At 47.3% G+C, this 20,133-nt stretch carries 11 protein-coding genes; 1 reads left to right on the top strand and 10 read right to left on the bottom strand.

All coding sequences use genetic code 11. From position 1 onward, the window contains the following. Window positions 1-101 precede the first annotated feature (101 nt). The 9 genes from A8709_RS35115 to A8709_RS10950 all read right to left on the bottom strand — a co-directional run bounded on the left by A8709_RS35115 (window position 102) and on the right by A8709_RS10950 (window position 17,236). Complete coding sequence (locus tag A8709_RS35115) at window positions 102-4,226, bottom strand: fibronectin type III domain-containing protein (protein WP_065852386.1); 4,125 nt, start codon at window positions 4,224-4,226, stop codon at window positions 102-104. Window positions 4,227-4,585: 359 nt separating this feature from the next. Further along, window positions 4,586-6,052, bottom strand: coding sequence for a protein adenylyltransferase SelO (locus A8709_RS10985; RefSeq protein WP_065852385.1), 1,467 nt, complete (start codon window positions 6,050-6,052; stop codon window positions 4,586-4,588). After that, window positions 6,052-6,345: an HPr family phosphocarrier protein gene (locus A8709_RS10980; RefSeq protein WP_065852384.1), complete on the bottom strand. Its 294-nt coding sequence runs from the start codon at window positions 6,343-6,345 to the stop codon at window positions 6,052-6,054. Before A8709_RS10980 ends, A8709_RS10985 begins: the two co-directional genes overlap by 1 nt. A 243-nt stretch (window positions 6,346-6,588) precedes the next feature. Continuing rightward, window positions 6,589-8,850, bottom strand: a complete 2,262-nt coding sequence (locus A8709_RS10975; RefSeq protein WP_065852383.1) for a chondroitinase-B domain-containing protein — start codon at window positions 8,848-8,850, stop codon at window positions 6,589-6,591. Window positions 8,851-8,923: 73 nt separating this feature from the next. Then, entirely contained in the window at window positions 8,924-11,158 is a 2,235-nt protein-coding gene (locus A8709_RS10970; RefSeq protein WP_065852382.1) for a glycosyl hydrolase family 95 catalytic domain-containing protein, read from the bottom strand. A 14-nt stretch (window positions 11,159-11,172) separates the two neighbouring features. Further along, window positions 11,173-12,051: a carbohydrate ABC transporter permease gene (locus A8709_RS10965; protein ID WP_065852381.1), complete on the bottom strand. Its 879-nt coding sequence runs from the start codon at window positions 12,049-12,051 to the stop codon at window positions 11,173-11,175. Between the two features lie 15 nt (window positions 12,052-12,066). Beyond that, on the bottom strand, window positions 12,067-12,960 hold the full coding sequence (locus A8709_RS10960; RefSeq protein WP_244163166.1) for an ABC transporter permease: 894 nt from the start codon (window positions 12,958-12,960) through the stop codon (window positions 12,067-12,069). A gap of 83 nt (window positions 12,961-13,043) precedes the next feature. Next, window positions 13,044-14,693 carry a type 2 periplasmic-binding domain-containing protein gene (locus A8709_RS10955; protein ID WP_065852379.1) on the bottom strand — a complete coding sequence of 550 codons (1,650 nt, stop codon included), beginning with the start codon at window positions 14,691-14,693 and terminating at the stop codon, window positions 13,044-13,046. A gap of 218 nt (window positions 14,694-14,911) precedes the next feature. Next, entirely contained in the window at window positions 14,912-17,236 is a 2,325-nt protein-coding gene (locus A8709_RS10950) for a helix-turn-helix domain-containing protein (protein WP_065852378.1), read from the bottom strand. A 261-nt stretch (window positions 17,237-17,497) separates the two neighbouring features. On the opposite strand from A8709_RS10950, the gene A8709_RS10945 reads away from it, so the two are divergent. Beyond that, the gene (locus tag A8709_RS10945) at window positions 17,498-18,982 is read left to right on the top strand and encodes an oligosaccharide flippase family protein (protein ID WP_065852377.1); all 1,485 of its coding nucleotides are present in this window, start codon (window positions 17,498-17,500) and stop codon (window positions 18,980-18,982) included. Window positions 18,983-18,997: 15 nt separating this feature from the next. Here the strand turns inward: A8709_RS10945 and A8709_RS10940 are convergent, their stop codons facing one another. Then, window positions 18,998-20,131, bottom strand: coding sequence for a Ger(x)C family spore germination protein (locus A8709_RS10940; protein ID WP_065852376.1), 1,134 nt, complete (start codon window positions 20,129-20,131; stop codon window positions 18,998-19,000). Between the last annotated feature and the right edge of the window lie 2 nt (window positions 20,132-20,133).

Raw genomic sequence — 20,133 nt, 5'->3', positions numbered from 1 at the left:
TAATTGATTTCATAAGAATTATGAAGTGGTTGTCTGGGTAACCGATTCCGCAAACAAAGAGAATCCTCACCTGACATGTCAGGGAGGATCCTCTTAAAGAGTTAGTTGATGGAGAAATCGTCGAAGTAGAACGTTCCGCGCATATCATGGAAGAACACGTAGATTCGCACCGTGACTGTTCCAGTAGGTGCAGCAGCGGAGCCATGTACGTTCACAAAGCCGGAAGTCGGCGTTGTGCCGCTGTACGTAGCCAGATCGCTGTCTGACAGTACATTGCCGCTTCCATCTAAGTACTGTAGATGGAAATCCAATGTACTATTGTTATTGGCTGCAACGTTCACATACCCATCGAACGTGTACGTCGTGCCTGCGGTTGCAGAAACAGCTTGATAGAACCCGAACCATGGCCCCGTCGTGCCGTCAATACGAAGAGATGAGGTTCCCGTTCGCTTCACGGATGTATTTAAGGAAGAATAATAAGGCTGTTCGACTGTCCAGGAAGCTGGTTGACCCGAGCCATTATCCGTATCGAAACCTGGATTAAACAGGAGATTTGACGATGCTGCTGCATTCGTCGTCACATTCAGCGCGCTGCTCGCTGCCGATACATTGCCAGCGGCATCCTTTGCTTTTACTGTGAAGCTGTAGGCTGTCGATGCGGTGAGGCCTGTTGCCATGAACGTTGTCGCTCCGGTCGTGGATCCCGCTAATGTTGCTCCGTTGTAGACATCATACCCCGTTACACCGACATTGTCCGTCGATGCCGTCCAAGCGAGATTGACGCTCGTGGACGTTTTACTCGGTGAAGTCAAACCCGTTGGCGCGCTTGGCGCTGTCGTGTCTGCAGCCGCGCTCGTTGTTACATTCAGCGCACTGCTCGCTGCCGATACATTGCCAGCCGCATCCTTCGCTTTTACCGTGAAGCTGTAGGCTGTCGATGCGGTGAGGCCTGTTGCCGTGAACGTTGTCGCTCCGGTTGTTGAACCCGCTAATGTTGCACCGTTGTAAACATCATAACCCGTTACTCCAACGTTGTCCGTCGATGCCGTCCACGAGAGATTGACACTCGTGGATGTTTTGCTCGGTGAAGTCAAACCCGTTGGCGCGCTTGGCGCTGTCGTATCTGCGGCCGCGTTCGTCGTTACATTCAGCGCGCTGCTCGCTGCCGATACATTGCCAGCGGCATCCTTCGCTTTTACCGTGAAGCTGTAGGCTGTCGATGCAGTGAGGCCTGTTGCCGTAAAACTTGTGCCCATTGTTGAACCGGCAAGCGTAGTTCCATTGTAGACATCATACCCCGTTACACCGACATTGTCCGTCGATGCCGTCCACGAGAGATTGACACTCGTGGATGTTTTGCTCGGTGAAGTCAAACCCGTTGGCGCACTTGGCGCCGTCGTGTCCCCACCGCCACCTCCGCCTGATCCGCTTGTTAAAGAGAAATCATCGAAATAAATCGTACTGCGATTGTCCGTGAAGTAGGTGTACACACGAACCTTCGCTGTGTTCGCAGGTGCCGTATATATGCCGTGCATATTTACAAAACCAGCAGTCGTCGTGCCGCTGACATATTCAGCAACAATATTATCCGTCAAAACCGTGCCACTGCTGTTCAGGAACTGTACTTTCACCTTTGTATTCGTCGTTGTGTTCGCAGCCACATTGATATACCCATCGAACGTATAGGCAGTACCCGCAGTCCCATTCACATCTTGGTAGAAACCGAACCAAGGGCCAGTTGTGCTCACAACTTTCATTGAACCTGTTCCTGACCGTTTGACAGACGTATCCAAGAAGCAGTAATTATCCTGCTCGCATGTCCATAGGTTTGGTTTCCCGAAACCGCTATCCGTGTCGAAGCCTGCATTCTGAAGTAGATTCGCAGGGATAGGCGGAAGTGTGGTTACACCAACTGAGTTGCTCGCTGCGGAAATGTTGCCTGCTGCATCACGAGCTTTCACCGTGTAGCTATAGGTCGTCGATGCGGTCAGACCGCTGTCGATAAACGTCGTGGATGTTCCACTTGTGGAACCCACGAGCGAAGCTCCGCGATAAATATCATAAGCAGTCACACCTGTGTCATCTGTGGATGCTGTCCACGATAGGCTGACTGTGACGTCTGTCTTCGAAGGCGAATTCAGACTGCCCGGTGCCGTTGGTGCTTGTGTATCAGGTGCATTCGTTGTCACATTCAACACGCTGCTAGCAGATGAGATGTTGCCTGCTGCATCTTTGGCTTTCACAGTAAAGCTATAAGCCGTATTCGCCGTAAGACCCGTTGCTACGTAAGACGTCGAGCCCGCGCCTGTTGTCGAGCCAATCAGCGTCGTACCGCGATAAACATCATATCCGGCAACACCGAAGTTATCCGTAGAAGCACTCCACGTCAGATTCACCGTTGTAGATGTCTTGGAAGGTGCCGCAAGATTGGAAGGTGCCGTCGGTGCTTGCGTATCAGGCACATCTGCGCCTTGACGAATGGCTTTGACCGCGATGTCCCTTGTAAACGCTGGAATCGCGCTCAATGTCAACGTACCCGAAGCAGCAGTCGCTGTAGCCGTCGAGACATTCGTACCTGTCACCGTGTTGTAATAGGTGATATCGTATGTGCCATTGTTCATCCCTGTAAGCGAGAAACTCATACTACTAATCGTACTTGGGCTAGCAATCGTGTAATTAGCTGCTGGATCATTGATCCAGAGCAAAGCTCTGTCACTGTTTTTGTAGCCGCCAACCTTCGTTGTATTCGTTTGAACACCAAAGTCCGTGAACGGCATCGTGATCAATTGTTGCTCAACAGGCTGCACGAAATTAGCAAGCGCCGTATGCAAAGTTTTGATATTCGCTGGGACGTTAAACGTACCCGTACCTGAGAACTCCCAGAAGAGGCCACCCCCCGCAGCGCCAGCTCGGAATATCGGCGCCCATAAGCCATCATGGACATACCGCTGCGTAGCGGCATCATTCGGATTTTCCGTGTTTCCATCGATCCCGAATTCTCCAATGAAAGCAGGACGTCCTCCGAAATCGGCGTTGAAATGCTTGAGTTCTGCCTCCCATTTATCAATGACATTCGAGGCACTATCATAAATATGATAGTTCGTAGCGCTAAGTGTAGGTAACGTCTCCCACGTCGTTTGGTTAAATTCCTTATGATCCTTCCACGCGAAGCTAGTTGTTGTAGGACGGTTGTAAAAATCGAGACTTTTCCAGTATGTATCGACGGCATTATGCCACGACGTACGGTTCGTCGCACTTGTGTCAACACGATTATCCGATTCGTTCCAATACTCCATCATGCCAAGTGCACGGCTATAGCCCCATCTGGCGAAAACATAACGAAGCAGCTTCTTCTGATAACTAATTGCTGTCGAATTCGTCCAGAAATCCGTGTTGTTCTCTGACCATGAGGACGGTCCACCGTTGGCGGTATTATACGCATTTTGCGGCCAATCGTAATAGAAATCCCCAAAGCTGTTCATGGTCAGCATCACATAAATGTTGTTAGCTGCTGCTGTATCAATCAGTGTGTCCATCCGTGCTTGATTCTCAAGCTGATATTTACCGACACCGCTGTAATTCATAGTGATGCCATTCTGCGTAGTGACAGTTGGCCCCCACTCCGGCGCGTAGTTGCCCCACCAGACGTTGTACCAAACACGCATGATGTTCATTTTCGCCGCGCTGTATTGCGGCATCGCTGACAGGATATCACTTGGTGATCCCCAAGCGAAATTCGTTCCAATTAAGGTAAGCTGCTTGCCCGCGCTGTCAACAAATCGACTGCCGCTAACGCCCATGAAGCCCCGATTGGAGCCCGCTCCACCTGCCGAGAAGCTATAGGTAGACGAAGTGCCCGTTCCTGAACCGTCCGTTACTTTCAGCACGACGCTATAAGCGCCAGTTTGCCGAGGCGAATAGCGAACTGCCCATTTAGGCGATGAATCGGATTGATAGAAGCCAGGAACAACTTCCGTGGCACCCGATGGTGTCGTGAAATAAGCCTCGATATCCACTTCATCTGGATTGAACGGGTTGGAATAGGACGAGCTGAGATCGAATTTGATTTCGAGCTTGTCATACATGCCCGGAGTAGTCGTATTCAGCGATACATTAGAGAAAGTCGTCGCTGCAGAAGCGACAGAGGCGCCGAACGGTAAACCTACGAACACAAGAATAAAGCAAAGAAACATGGTCAAAGACTGCTTCCGTTTGGGACGTTTCATTCTAGTTATTCCTCCTTTGTATGAAAAGCACTTCCGTGTTTCACGAGCGAACGGCAGCTTGAGGACTGAATTGGCGAGGTTCCGTTCCGAATCATTGTAAACGCTTACCACCACCCTTCTAGATGAGAGCCCTTTTGGACTATTAGCCCTTCGAAACAGACTCCATCATGGCTTCATTATGAAGGGATGACCACCTAGGCGACAACCCTAGAATCCTCAGATGATAACCCCACAAACAGGTGTTAGACAGGTTCTTCTTACATCTATGGTCAAATGATTACCTCAACGCAAAAAAAGACTCATTTCTGAGCCTTTTTTACCTCAAATGACTTACATGAACGCTTGTTGTTTTGTGACCATCAAGTACCGCAAAAGGTACGATAAGGTACGCTGCATACCGTTGGCAGAGTTGCGTACTCCACCTGCTCTGGACGATAGGCGTAAGGATTCGCAAGTGCATCAAGCAGACGCTCCATCACGCTGTAGTCGCCATGCATGGCAGCTGCTAATGCCTCTTCTACGCGGTGATTGCGCGGGATCACTGCAGGATTACTGCTTCGCATTAACTGATGTGCAGCTGATCTAGACGGTTTCTGCCGACCTAGTCTTGCCTGCCAAAGCTCATGCCACTGCGTAAATTCTGGTATGTCGGAGAGACCCGTATCCACTGGCTGATCAAGCGATAGGGCTCGAAAGGTATTGGTGTAGTCTGCACGGTGCTTCTCCATCAAATCGAGCAGTCCTTTAACGAGAGCGTCATCCTCTAATTCTTCGTTATAAATGCCAAGTTTGGCTCTCATACCCGAAAGCCATGTGCGCTGATAAAGCGCAGAGAAATCCGAAAGAGCAGCTTCCACAAGGTGAGCACCCTGCGCTTCACTGACATCAAACAACGGCAAGAAGGCTTCAGCCAACCTTGCAAGATTCCACCTTGCAATTTCTGGTTGTTTGCCAAATGCATAGCGTCCTTCTGTATCTCTCGTGCTGAATAACGCACTCGGATCATAGACATCCAAGAAAGCACAGGGCCCGTAATCCATCGTAATGCCACTAATGGACACGTTGTCCGTGCTCATCACGCCATGCGTAAAACCGACGAGCTGCCATTTGGCAATCAGCAACGCCTGGCGTTTGAACACTTCTTGAAGTAAGCGCAAGTAACGGTTCTCCTGCTCGCCAATTTCGGGGAAATGTCTTGCCAATGTATAGTCGGCCAGTGTACGAAGATCCGTATGCGAGCCGAAATGAGCCGCATATTGAAACGTAGCAATGCGTAAATGGCTAACAGCCACACGAGTGAGAATAGCACCCGTCAGCTCAGTGTCCCGTTGAATCGATTCGCCCGTTGTTACCACGGCTAGGCTGCGCGTCGTAGGAATGCCAAGCGCAAACATGGCTTCGCTGATGATATATTCACGCAGCATGGGTCCCAGTGCTGCTCGACCATCCAAATGGCGCGAATAGGGCGTTATGCCGGAGCCTTTGAGCTGAATATCAAATCGCTCACCTAGAGGGGTAATCTGTTCACCCAATAAATGTGCACGGCCATCCCCAAGCATCTTAAAGATTCCGAATTGATGCCCGGCATAAGCTTGAGCTAACGGCAACCCACCTACTGGAATCTCATTGCCAGCCAAGACGGCTAGACCCTCCGTTCCGTGCAGCACTTTTTCGTCCAGTCCTAGGCTTAATGCCAACGGAACATTTAGCACGATTAAGCTAGGTGATAGGGAAGGCGTCGGATGAATCTGGGTATAAAAAGTATGCGGTAAACGCGCGTAACTGTTGTCGAAGTTCCATCCCATGTCGAGGGTTACCGTTTTCATCACGAACTTTGCGCGAAGGACTTATGAGCTGTGAGGTCCGCACTTTGCAAATAGACCGATACACCTTCGAAAGCTTCCTGCGCATCAACGCCATCGAGTTGCAAATCTACCGTTGATTGATTACCTAATGAAAGACTCAAGGAAACGATGCCTAATAATCCTTTCGCATTCAGCATTCTACCCTGTATGCCAACGTAAATATTGCATGTATAGCGATTCGCAATCGTCACAAAGTCCAATACGCGATCTATCGTCCATGGTTGATTCATCGTAAACGTCCAATCAATTCTCATACTATTCCTCCTTAAGCTATACCGTTATTAAAATGTAGGCCATGTTGGAAAACAAAAAAGCATGGATACCCTATCCATGCTTCCGGATGACCAGTTAGCTTTAATTCCGATTAAATCTATATGATTTATACACTTTATTTAAATTATCATCATTCTTGTCGATTGTCAATATAGAAAATGGTGCTTTCCCTGAAGTCATACAGAATTGCGATCGGGACAAAATCCTAAACAAGAGCTCACTCGCTATGGTGCATTCGGTCCTACCTCAGTCGTTGAAAGCGGATGATTAGCGAATAACGTAGCACTGGATCTTTCATCTGCACCAATATCATTCAAGGATCGGGTGCCGCCATCCATATCCTCTTTAACGAACGAGTAAGTACCTGTTGCAGCATTTATCGCAGGGCTCGTTGAACTTAGCTTTTGCAGGCCATTTACCGTTGTGAACAACGGATTAATGGTCCAAATTTGAGCGGTAGTTCGCGCGCTATTATTACTTACCGTGCTGCCAAACCCGATGTTCCCTTCAAAAAGCGTATTCGTTGAAGCGACTTCATTGTACAGCGTCCCCGTCGTATTTCTAACAATGTTGTTTGCGATGATGCTGTCCTGCGTGGGATACGTTTTACCCGAACCGACCACGATGCCCGTCGTGCTGTTCACAATCGTGTTATTCACAACCTGCGCTCGATAAATTTTCCACTGAGTCCGTAAGTCATCGGCTGATGGATTCACCGGATATCCGCTGCTACCGCCATCGTAATTACCATTATCCAGAATGATCGCGTTCGCTGTCAGATTTTCCATGTAATTGTTATAGATCTTATGGTCATTCCCATAAATACGGATGCCCGCTTCCTCGGACTCAACACCATCACCTAAGAAGAAGTTCCCATAGAAAGAATTATTATGTCCATGTCTGGAGGTGAGTCCCCCCTTTGATGTCTTAAACGTATTATAACGTACCGTGTTACTGCTGCTTTTCACAGAAACGATTTCCGGCTCCCCATCGCAGTTTTCAAACAAATTATACTGAATGGTATTGTAGCCATTGGATAACGAAATGCCCGATAACCCAAGTCGAATCGTCTCTTTTCCATTGTCTACCCAAGGTCCAACATCATGAAAATAATTGAATTCAATCACATCATATTGCGAAATATTACCATTATTGTCCCCCTGATAAGCAATCAGTGGATCGGTGTCGCTCTTCGGTCCGAAATCATTATGATCTATGCGGTTGTGGTGACTATTAACGCCACTGACCTGCAGCCAGATTAACGTACTTCCCGAAGCCTGCAAAGCAAATGTATTGCGCGTGACCCGAACGTGGTTCGATCCATCCAGGAGGAGACCGGTTTGACCAGCGTTCGTAAATTTCAATCCTTGCACAATCACATTGGACGAGTTCTGAATTTGCAGGGCAGCACCACCAGAAATAATCGCCATGCCCTGATTGGCAGCTTTGATCTTGATGGGATTGGCGGCTGTGCCATTTTTGCCAGATAAAATAAAAGCTCCCGTTTGCGAATAGGTGCCGTTAGCCAGTACGATCGTGGACCCAGCGCCCGCATTATTGAGTGCTGTAGCTAGTTCTGCCGATGTAGATACCGGGATAGTTCCATAAATTTCAACTTCCGTGTAGCTGTTCCATGCATTGACGGAGTTACCGTGGCCGACGATTCGCACATAGCGAACAGGACTTGAGTCTGTGAAATCGAACGTCTGCAGATTCGTATTCGCACTATTTGATGCATTGGAAAGCACGGTTGTGAAATTGACATTGTCGACAGATGTTTGCACATCGAAGGTGGATGTTCGTGTATCACCATTTAAGAAGGCTATTTTAATAAAAGCCACCTTCGCTTTGGAGAGTAAATCATACTTGATCCATTGCCCATTGCCACTTGCGGACCAGCGAGTCGCGATATTGCCATCTATTGTAATCGCTGGGACATTCCCATCATCCCCACTTGCCGTTACAGAAGTGCTTAGTACGGGAAACTTAGCATCATCGGGAGCGCTTACAGAAGGTTCGCCGTATATTTCTACTTCCGTGTAACTGTTCCACGCATTGACGGAGTTTCCATGCCCGATAATCCGAACATACCGTACTTCGTTCACGTCGGGAAAATCAAAGGTTTGAAGGCTCGTGTTCGCACTGTTGGTTAAGTTCGTCTGGATGGTTGTGAAGCTCACATTATCCGAAGAAGTTTGAATATCGAAGCTCGATGTTCGCGTATCGCCATTCAGAAAAGCCATTTTCAAATAGGCTAGCTTCGTGTCTGTGCCTAAGTTAAACTGAATCCACTGCCCATCACCACTTGCCGACCACCGGGTGCTTAGGTTGCCATCTACCGTATTGGCAGCAACATTCCCATCATCAGAGCTTGCTGTAACACCTGATGCATCAATCGTTCGTTTCGTATCCGCAGCAGATGCGGAAAAGGGTACCATCGCAAGCAGCAAACAGGTTAATAGGAAAACAATCCAACTCTTTCTCATCAAATCACACCTCTCATCCATGATTTACGCAAACCCACTTGCCTCTCCTTTCCTAGAATCAACAATCGGAGCCTCACCTACACGTTATTCCATAGAGACGCCAAGGCTTATGCCCCCCGAAATAGCGGACGACCTTATCGTTCCTTGTCATAGCGCGAATACCCAGATCTAGTGACTCTTTCCTCCTATGCAAAATAACTTCTTCCCCTTGCGCAAGCTCCATTTGAATCTCGCCATCGCTTGTGCTCAAATCTGCCGTCCCCTCACGGGGCTTATCACCGTTGATTCGCCAGTATATAGCTTCCTTCCACCCCGTCTTAATCCTACAAGGCTCGCCAGCCAAGCTGCTCACACGGATAAACTGTGTTTCGCCGCCTTTGCGGGACGCACTGACCAAGAAGGCCCCTTCTCCGCGTAAGTCATGGAAGACCGCTTCGTCCCACGCATCCGGAACAGCGGGAAATACACGCAGCATGCCGCCCCAACTCTGAAGAAGCATGTCGTGAATGGCTTCTGCCCCAGCCAAAGGGGTCTCCATGACAGGGCCTGCTTCCTTATACATCGTATTGGGCTTGATCAACAGCATGAGTGATTTCAGAAGATCTAAGGCCAGATTCCCCCACCCCAGCGTTGCGGCAATCGATGCCGCTCCCGTCAAACTGAAGCCACGCAAATCCCCTTCTTTTTCTAGCCAATGGCGCAAGGAGGTTGCCACGAGTTTGCGATCTGCCTCATCCTCACATCCGATGAGATGCAGGGGGAAGATCGCCAGCAGATGGCTGAAATGACGGTGCCCATAAGCAAGCGGGGTATCCTTCCCGACCATGAATCCCGTTTCGTCGACGGGAAAAGCCGTCAGCCTCGCTAAGACATCCTTCCATGACTCAATGTGCGAGTCTTCGATGTGATGTCGCTCACAGATGTGAAGCAAGGTCTTGCAGCCCCACCGCAGTAAAGCCAGATCATAATGGCAATCTTGTACAGTCGTTCGCATAAAAGACCCATACTCCGGCGATATCGTTGCCGGCAGATGCAATTTGCCTTCTTCATCCCCTTCAAGGATATGTAAATAGTACTGAATACTTCTACGCAAAATCGGAAATAACACGTCGCTGAGCATATCCTCATCCATGGAATAGCGATAGTGTCGCCATAGATTATGACAAATCCACGTTAGATTTCCAACCTCGTCATCCACCGTAGCCACTAGATCATAGCTGCAGCTTCGCCCGAGTCCTGCTGAATCGTGCTGGAACTCTTGCCGTACATTGCGAATAAGGTTATACACGTTCGCTTCCAAAGCTCGCACAAGGGATTCCCCTAGTTCAAGCCGATTCGCTGTATAGATAGGTGAATAGCTCATTTGCACATTCATATTGAACCAAACGCCAGGCCAAGGTGTTGAAGTCAACCACGGACCTTGGTTGTCAATGAGAGGTTTGTCTGCTCTCGTAGCCGAAGCTAATTTATACATTTGAAGCCAGTAAAAACTTTCTAACTGCCCATCAGGAATCGAAATAAAACTTTGTTGGTAATATCGGTGCCACCATGTACGGTGGGTATCCACCCATGCTTGGAAATCTTGACTAGTAGCCCTTATAATGGCATCAACAGCCTCGGCAAGATCAGCATTACCCTGCCCAAAAGCAATCGATAAGAAGCATACCCGACGATTCGGCGCGATCTGGACCTCTTTCCAAGCTGTCACACACATTTCTTCCGCCGAATAATGTTGCCTGCAAACATGAACCCCATTAACCTCTAATTTCTCCACATCCACAGAAGGTACATATTGATTTAAATTAAAGCCATCGGCATTCTTCAGCACATGATCGACTTCGGGATACGCAACCCAAGCACATCGCGCATCCCTTTCCCCCTCTGAGGTCTCGAGCTCGATTGCAATGACTGGATCTTCGCTATGCACGAAAGTTCGAACCTTAACTTCACCTTGTGTCGTCGTGAGCGTTGCATGCAATTCCGCGTTCCAAATATCCAAACGCATCGTCGTTGGATGGTATATTTTTCCTGACAGCTCCAGATGGAGCTCTCCAATCGGTACGCGGGGAGGAAAGCCTGGCTGGTCTGTCCTACGAACGACCACATCCGTTCGTCCAGTAACCCAGCGAAGCACATTCCTCTTGCTCGCATGTTCCTCCCCATAGATCATCGCGCCGATTAGACCATTTCCAAGAAAGGCGCCTTCCTCCCAGCTAGTCGGCTTCACGACCCACTCCATATCCTGGTCTGCCATGAAGTGCTCCCAATCCACATCGAGCTTCACTTGTGATGTCTCGAATTCGCTCAACGCAGCACCATCCTCTATCCTTTAATTGCGCCGATCAACGCGCCCTTCACGAAATACTTCTGCAAGAACGGATACACGAACAGTATCGGTACCGTCGCCACGATAATCGTCGCATATTTCAGTGTTACGGCCAGCATCGCCGCATCCCCGTCCGAAGCGCCCGTATTCGCATTGGCTTCCCCTTGCAGCAAAATCTCACGCAGGACAAGCTGCAACGGATACAGCGATCGTTCCTGCAAAAATATCATTGCATTGAACCATGAGTTCCAGTGGCTTACTCCGTAATACAGCAGCATGACAGCAATAACGGGCATGGACAGCGGCAGTACGATCCGGAACAGCACGACAAAGTCGTTGGCGCCATCGATTTTGGCTGATTCCTCAAGTGCATCTGGAATCGCTTCAAATGCTGTTTTCATCAGGATCAGATTAAACGTATTGACGGCTTGCGGCAGAATGAGTGCCCATAGTGAATTAACGAGCCCGACCCCTTTGATCGTTAAATAGAGCGGGATGAGACCTCCACTGAAAAACATCGTGAAAATAATAAACAGCATCAAAGGCTTACGGTATTGTAGACTTTTCCGCGAAAGAGCATAGGCCCCTAGCGAGGTTAGCAAGAGGTTAAAGAAGAGACCTACGACGACAACGAATAGGGTGTTCCCGTAACCTTTTAGGATCATCGGGTTCCGAAATAGATTCGTATAAGCGTCTAGCGAGAAGCCAAGAGGGCGCCAAAGCACCCCTTGGTGTGCCATCAATCGGCTTGCGTCACTCAATGAGGCGAAAGCGACATACACAAGCGGATAAATCGTTATGACCATCAGTATGACCATGAACAACATATTCAGTACATCAAAGCTTTTCTGGGAAGTCGTCGCCCGATTCAGCATGCTCATTCCCCTCCCTTACCATAGGCTCGTATCGTTGAATTTGCGGCTTAACCAGTTGGCCGATATGAGCAGAACGAAATTGATTACAGAGTTAAACAAGCCCACCGCAGAGCTGAAGCTGTAATTAAAGTCCTGCAAGCCAACACGGTAGACATAGGATGAGATCACATCTGCCGTTTCATAGGTACCTGGGTTATAGAGCAGAATAATTTTCTCAAAACCAACATTCATCATTCGCCCAATATCCAAAATAAGCAGAATCACAATTATTGGCATCAAACCCGGCAGCGTCACATTCGTCATCTGTTTCCATCTGCCTGCCCCATCGATCTTAGCAGCCTCGTACTGCTCCTGATCAATCCCGGTTAAAGCCGCTAAGAAGATGATCGTTCCCCAACCGATGTTCTGCCAAATGCCTGATGAGACATACACGGTACGGAACAAGCTAGGCTCCAGTAGGAAGGTTGAACGCTCCCCTCCGAAAAAGGCAATGATATCGTTAATCACGCCTTCACTGGAAGTGAAATCCTTCAATATACCGCAAATAACGATGAGCGAGATGAAATGCGGCATATACGTAACGGTCTGCACCGTCCTTTTGAATAAAGCATGTTTCAATTCATTCAGCAGCAGCGCCAGCACAATCGGTGCCGGAAATCCAAATAACAACTGGTAGAAGCTGATGAGAATCGTATTTTTGATCGTTCGCCAGAAATATGGACCTGTGAAGAATTGTTGGAAGTGGTCAAATCCCACCCATTGGCTGCCCCATATCCCGAGTCTGGGCGAAAAATCTTTAAACGCAATGATCGCGCCATACATCGGGACATAGTGGAAGATGACATAATACAGTAAAATGGGTACCAACATTACGTATAACAGCTTATTTCTACGAATATCGGTCCACATACCGAGCGTGAACCTTTTCTTTTGCAAAAAGGGATGTTGTGGTTTAGGGGTGATTGTGTTCATCTCTGATCCCTCTCTTTGTCTTACCGCTTATTGTAGCGATCAAAAGAATCCTGATAAATTTTGATTACTTTGTCGATGCCCATTTCTTTAATGCGTTTGACGTAGTCATCAAACTTCTCAATCGGTTCTTTGCCCATCACAAATTTCACGAACATTTCTTCTTTATAGCTGGTAATCGCCGTATTATATTTCGCCAGTTCTTTGCTTTCGTCTGCTGTCGGTGTCAAGAATAGTGGCATGACATGCTTCGCAGCGTCCGTTTCACCCCATATTTTGATAGCGTCATCTTGTTCCTTGTACGTATTGAAGCTCTTTCTGCTGTCTCCCAGAAACGGCCCGTTCGGCTTCGTATATTGCGAAACCATTTGTTGCAGGTTATACTTCTCATTTTTCTTTATTTTGTCCGTAAATGTCGGAACGCCATTGTTCATCGTGTAGCTTTCACCCTCGATACCGAAGTTGAATAGGAGTGAACCCTTTTCGCTATACGCATAATCCAGCCATTTCACTGCAAGCTCTGCATTTTTGGAATCCCCGGTTACAGCTTTACTAGCTATGGGATTGTATTTGAAATCACGTTGACCAATGTAAGCGCGTTCGCCTTTATTCAAGGTTGGATATGGTGCTGCAACCAGCTGGAATTTCGGATCTTTCTTCTTCCCCGTATCCATCCATCTGCCCATGCCGCCGCTTAATAGACCAACCGTTGCGCCTGCGCTGTCGCTCATCAATTTATTATCAAGTGCCTTGGTATCCGTGTTTAGGGCAAAATCCTTATCAATCAACCCTTCCGCATACCATTTGCGCAGCAAGCTCAGCGCATCTTTAAACTGCGGATCAATCGGACCGTACTTGATTTTCCCTTGATCATCCACATAGAAGCGATTCGCTGTTTTGAAAGCCCCGATGAAGGCATCTTGAATATTCATTTCATTACTGTACTGGGCTGTAAAAGGAGCGGATGCGCCTTTCTTTTCCTTAAAGGCTTTCAACACCGTGTACCACTCATCGATTGTCGTCGGCACTTGCAAATTCAACTCATCCAACCAATCTTTACGGATCATAGGCCCCCGGAAAACCAAACCATTATCAGGTCGAATCATCGGAAAGGCATAATACGTGCCATTATCAGTCTTAATCATTTTGTCTAGCTCTTTGTCTTGTTGTAGCAATTTCTTTAAATTAGGTGCAGATTTGTTGATCAAATCATTCAATGGAAGAATAATTTTATCGGCAATCGCTTTCTCAGGTCCGCCAGGATAGCCCGTACCTCCGCCACCGCCGACGCCACCCCAATTATATTCAATCACATCAGGCAAACTATTGGAGGCAATTAAGAGATTAAATTGATCTTTCGATTGTCCATCTGCTGGATGTGTGTATTTCACTTTCACACCTGTTTCTTTTTCCAGTTGTTTACCAAATGGCGCATCCGCCAAATTAGGAACAAAAGAAGTTAAGTTCGTATCAATCTGTTCCCACGATGTTAAAGTATCTTGTGTAGTGAGTGGGTACTTGCCTACCTGGGCCGTTGGTGCTGTTGTCGGCTTCGCACTGCTGGTGTCACTCTGTTCATTCGTTGAATCTTTGGAGCAGGCAACGAACAGGCTGGAAGCCACAACGACACTTAATGCCACGCTAACTGATTTCTTCTTGGAATAGTTCCCCATGTATAATCCCCCTTGCGGATGTTGGTGATCTGCACGTTGGTGCTGCACCTTGGCTTCATTATGGAAGGCAAAGCGCGAATACGAAATCATCGAAACCCAAAAACGATCATTAAAATCGCAAATCGCAGTCATCACAATCGATACTTACTCTGTAAAATCCATAAAAAACGGAAACAAGCCGCGTAAGCATGCTTACACGACTGTCTTTATGTGAATCGTTACCCAATCTCTTTGAATGTCGTTGGCGTTATTCCTTCAATTTTCTTAAACGTTCGGTTGAAGGTATTGATGTCAGCAAACCCGACTTTTCTAGCTATTTCCGCAACAGACATGCTTGCTGCCCGCAGCAAGCGCTTTGCTTCGTCGATGCGAGTTCGGCTAATATAGTCGAGCAGCGCATCGCCTGTTTGCATTTTGAACTGTTTAGACAAATAGGAAGGCGTTAACCCGAACTTGCCGCCGATCATCGAGATGTTTAAGCTCTCCTCGTGGTAATTATCTTTCACGTATGCTTTCACTAACTCGCTAAGCTGATTCAATTCCCGCTTGGGATCCTCTTGAATCGATCGACACACGTGCTCTAGAATGACCTGAAGTTCTCTTTGCATGTCCTTCATCGTCTCACATTCGGTCAAGCGCTCAATCGGATTCATTTGTTCCAGCACTACCTGCTTATTACCGCTGTTGCCGTTTGCGCTAATGTCATCCATCGTTTTGAGCAAGGTACTCGCAAGATCGAACATCAGACATTTGGCCAGTGAGATGGAAAGCAGGGCATTTGAGCTATTGGCCTCGATAATCTGCTCGATCATGGCACTTGATTTCTCATAGTCACCTGCTTTGACGAAATTAATTAATTGGTGCTCAACATGCATAGGATAATAATAACTTCGTGACTGCACGGATGCATCCGAACTCGGTAATTCATCATAGCAGATGATCTCTCCGCTTCCCATCACAAGGCGATAAGCCAGGGCAGATAATGTTTCTTGATACGCTTCCGCAATGCCCAGCCACTCCTGATGCATGCCACTGATTGCTGCTGTCAAATGAACATGATAATGCTCAAGTAAAAACGCTTTGACCTCCACGGCAATGCGAACCAGCTCGTCTTTATTCGGTTCTTCCCCGAAATTGATGATGCAAGCTTGCATATCATCCATATCTGTACTGAACGTCTGTTGATGGTCCCCCATCACTTCCTCCGTCACATTCAGAATCAGGAATTGAATGAGCTTCAGCTTCTGCGTATCTGCATAGTCCTCTTCTTGAAATTTCCCATAGTCATCAATGTGAAAAAGCAGTACCGCAAAATGAGGGGATGCCATCCGCATATCATGCACAGAAAGGGATTCATACATCGGGATGCTTGGTTCCAAACGCCCTTTCAGCAGCCCTTGAAGGAAATGGGAACGAATCACGTCCCGATGCTGATGCAATCTGCGATCAACCTGCTCCTTCTCGGCGAAGGTCGAATTAAGCGCTTCTTGTAAAAAACCATACTCATTCGAACCCTCGCTAAAGGGGATACCGGCTTTCAGTGAAAAGCTGCGAATGAGGAGATTGATGGGCGTATAATTTTTCCTAAGAAAAAGGATCGTGACAATGCCGCCAAAGAGAAGACTCAACAGAATACTTGCGAAGACTAATTTTTTCATATACGTCATTTTATCGTTAAACAACGCAGCAGGTATCATCGAGATGTACTTCCACCCCGTCTTCGCCGAAGTGGTATACGAAACCGCCATCTTGGTGCCGGCATCACGGTTATAAAAGAACCCATTTTTCTCTGACAACTGATTGTACACCATAAAATTCAACCGTTGCTCAAACCCGCTCCCAGCCACCAATCGGTTCTCCTTATCCAGAACAGCTATGGCATTGGCATCGGAAGTGGGGATTTTCTCAAGGAGCTTCGAATCTTTGATCACGAACAAAATAACAGCGCCCTGCTGATCCAAATTAGCTAAACTGACGGATTTGGCATACACCACCGCTTTCGCTGAATGACCATCCTCACTGAGTGTAATTGGCGCATATTCCTGAATATATTGTTTATTGAACAAGGACTTCCAGTCTTCGTAACTTCTTCCATCTTGCTGGCCCATGAGTTGATATAACGCACGGCTATCCGTCCGTTCTCTTGCCGATATGACGGTATCACTATTCCTGTAATAGATAAAAATTTGCTCAATGAAGTCATTCGCCGTCTGATAAACTCTCAGATCATTCGCGATATTGAACAGATCATAATAATCGTTGTCCGTCAGCGGCTTACTCGTATTCAAGAAAGCGTTTACCTGTTTATTCAACGCAATCTCTACACTGAGCCGTTCGATCCCGCCGAGGCTGTTATCGATCGCTTGCTCCATCTGCTGCAGGGCAGAATTATTCGCGCGATTCACTTCCGATTCCACGACATGCCAAGAAGCCATATACAAGAGGCCGCTGATAATAATGGGAACGAGTAACACCGAGATATACGAAGTGAGCCACGTGACCATCACACTGCGTTTGTCAAACCCTATTCGACTAAGATTCATGCGTATGTACCCCTCATCACCGTGTGGTAACTGATCTTTCTTCACATTATACCTAAAATAAGGGAGTGCGTCTCACCGATTTACAAATAAGGGAAGGTATAAATCTCTTCATTTACCTTCGGTTATAATTGTTTATCTGCGAATCCCTTCATTTCCCTCCACTCAGCTTACATTTCTTGGTTTGTCATCGCCTTAAGGCTCTGCTACTCTTTGGTTAACATAGTTGAAACGTTTAATCGAACTAGAGAAGGGGTCTTACATATGCCAAAGTCACGGTTAAAACTTACGGATACACAGCGTTTTTTACTTCGAAATGTGTCCATCATTGTGCTGGGTCTCTTCATTAATCAAATGCTCCAAACCGTTGGCAGCATCGTTCTGGCCCGTGCCCTGCACGATCCTGTCCAATTCGGGCAGGTGAATCTCCTGCTTCAAATCTTTGGTTTGGCTTCTCTGTTTCTGAATATTGGCTTTACATCTTCCTTGATTTATACCTTCTCCCGGAAGCCGGAAGAGGCTATCCAAAGTAAATTTCGCGTTGCCTTGACGGGTAGCACCGTATTCGGGATCTTCTTCGGCCTGTTATTCGCCATATTGGCACCCGTGCTGGCTCGTTATTATCATTTACCTGAGCTCAAAGGCGCTTTAATTCTCAGTTCGTTCATGCTCGTATTCAATTCCATCGTCAATGTAGGCGTCTCATCTTTTGCGGGAAATCGAGATTTCGGCACACAAGCCTTCTTCATGGTCATCACCACTGCGCTAGCCACCGCTGGTACTGTGCTGGGGGTTGTCTGGCCAGTTGGAAAGCTGAATCACTTAGAAAATATTTCGCTTTGGATGGGCGTTGGTGCGATGCTGACAGCCCTTTTTGTCTGCTGGAAGGTTGAACGTGTGCATAAACCACAATGGTTCGGACGGCTTCCTGTACTAGAAATTCGCAGTATGCTAGCGTATGGATTACCTTCATGGGCCGGGAATATTGCCAAAGCCTTTCAACAACCATTTTTGATCATGATGGTCGGTTCAAGTTCAGTCATTGCGGTCGGATATTTGGCAAATGGGTTCCGGATTACAGGGTTTATCGGCATCATAACTTGGGCTTTTATGATCGTGACACTGCCTTTCGTAGCGGAAAGCTCACAGGATGTAGAGGAAAGCAGACACCGGGGGACAAGTTGTATTCGGTACAACAATATTCTTTTATACCCTTTGACGGCGTTGATCTGTTTATTTCCCAATCAGATTAATGGCTTTTTATTTGGCTCCAGTTACTCGACGGGGGATTCCGCCACGTATATTCGCTTGATGGCTTTAGGCGTTCTTTTCTCCTCCGTAGGTCGGCTTGGCGGCAGCATTCTAGCCGGCATCGGCAAAACGAGGGCCAACTTCTGGGTCATGATCGTAGCCGCCATCTTCGTGATTGCGATCGTCCCTTTTATCGCGGCCAAAAACCCGGTCTGGGCGGTCTTGATATATACCGGGGGTTGGGCCGTCTCGGCCGTAACGATGATTGTGCTTTTTTATATCGAAAAGTTTACGTTAGATTGGTGGAAAGCCTACGGACAGCCGCTTCTCCCCTCGATATGGATGATCGTGATTATGGAAGCTGGACGTTTCACGAAAGCATGGTATCCGGTTTTCCTATGTGCAGGACTGCTATGTCTGTTGATTATGACCGTATTCATCGAGAAGAGCCCGAAAAACCGTGACAGTTATCACCCTCAAACCAGCACTATGAACTAATAGCGCTTGAAAAATTTACTTTTTCGCGCCAAATGCTTTAATAGAGACTTTCGTCGTAAAGGAAACCTTTGCCTCTGCAAAGGCTTCCGCCCAATTATTTTGGACGGGTTTCCATGCGGCGTATTCATAAGCCCTTGCATGCAGCCCGAAACCAAATGGATCAATATGTTCAGCTTGACATTTCGAAACGAGATCACTGAGCGCTTGTCCAAAATATGCAGCGATCTGCTCCTCTAATTGCTCTTGGCTTTGGGCTATATTCAACTCAAAATTACGCGAAGTTATATCAATAGCCAAATTCAAATCTACATCAAAATCAAATCCGTTTTGAGCATTCAAACGGGTTTTGATTTTCTTTTTGCTTTTCTTAATAGTCAATGAAATGCTTTGATCACGTTGCGCATTCTGATCTTTCGAGACTAGCATGCCACTGACAGGTACAGAGAGCGATATTTCCCCTTTGGCATGGCCTTGCAACAGCAGTAATAATGAACTTTCTTGCAATCCGAGTGACGTGGCATAGCTGCCATCTTTATGGAGTAAACCAGTACCGGTAACCCAGATTTGCTCTTTGTCCAATTTCACATTGGAAAGTGAAGGTGTCGTGCCCTTTTCTTCCATTTGCCAGCTCAAATCTTGCAGTGTTGTAGATGTAGTGATAATTCTATGGTTGGCCGTATCGATTAGTTTCCTCATGTGAAGGGCTAGCCGCGGCTTATCTTTCGGTTTAAACTCGAATATGTCGCCGACAGGACCATCCACAATAACCATCCGCGATGTAACCGTTTGTTTCGGATCACGTGACAGCACATCAAGTAAAGAGTACCAATCTTGTCGTTGTTTAATCAGACGCTTGCCAAGCAGAATCGTCTGAATTTTACCTCCTGTCGTCAATCCTGTCTCTACCGCATCAAATTTCGAGCGAGCTTCGCGTATGGAAGAGACTTTCACGCCTATGGACTCTGATTTTTCCTGCGCTTCTTTATAGAAAACAGGACTTTGCTGGTAGACAATGAGATTGTTCTTGTCATCCAGATCTAATCCGAGCATAAGCGTGAGGGTAGTATCCTCCAAGGCCATTTGATCATAACACCCCGAACATACGGCGAGGCAGAAAACGCTAAGAGAGAGTATTAAACTTATCTTCATGG

Origin of the sequence: Paenibacillus pectinilyticus (assembly GCF_001700435.1) — a bacterium.
Classification (GTDB): Bacteria; Bacillota; Bacilli; order Paenibacillales; family NBRC-103111; genus Paenibacillus_E; species Paenibacillus_E pectinilyticus.
This window is presented reverse-complemented; position numbering and strand designations above follow the sequence as displayed.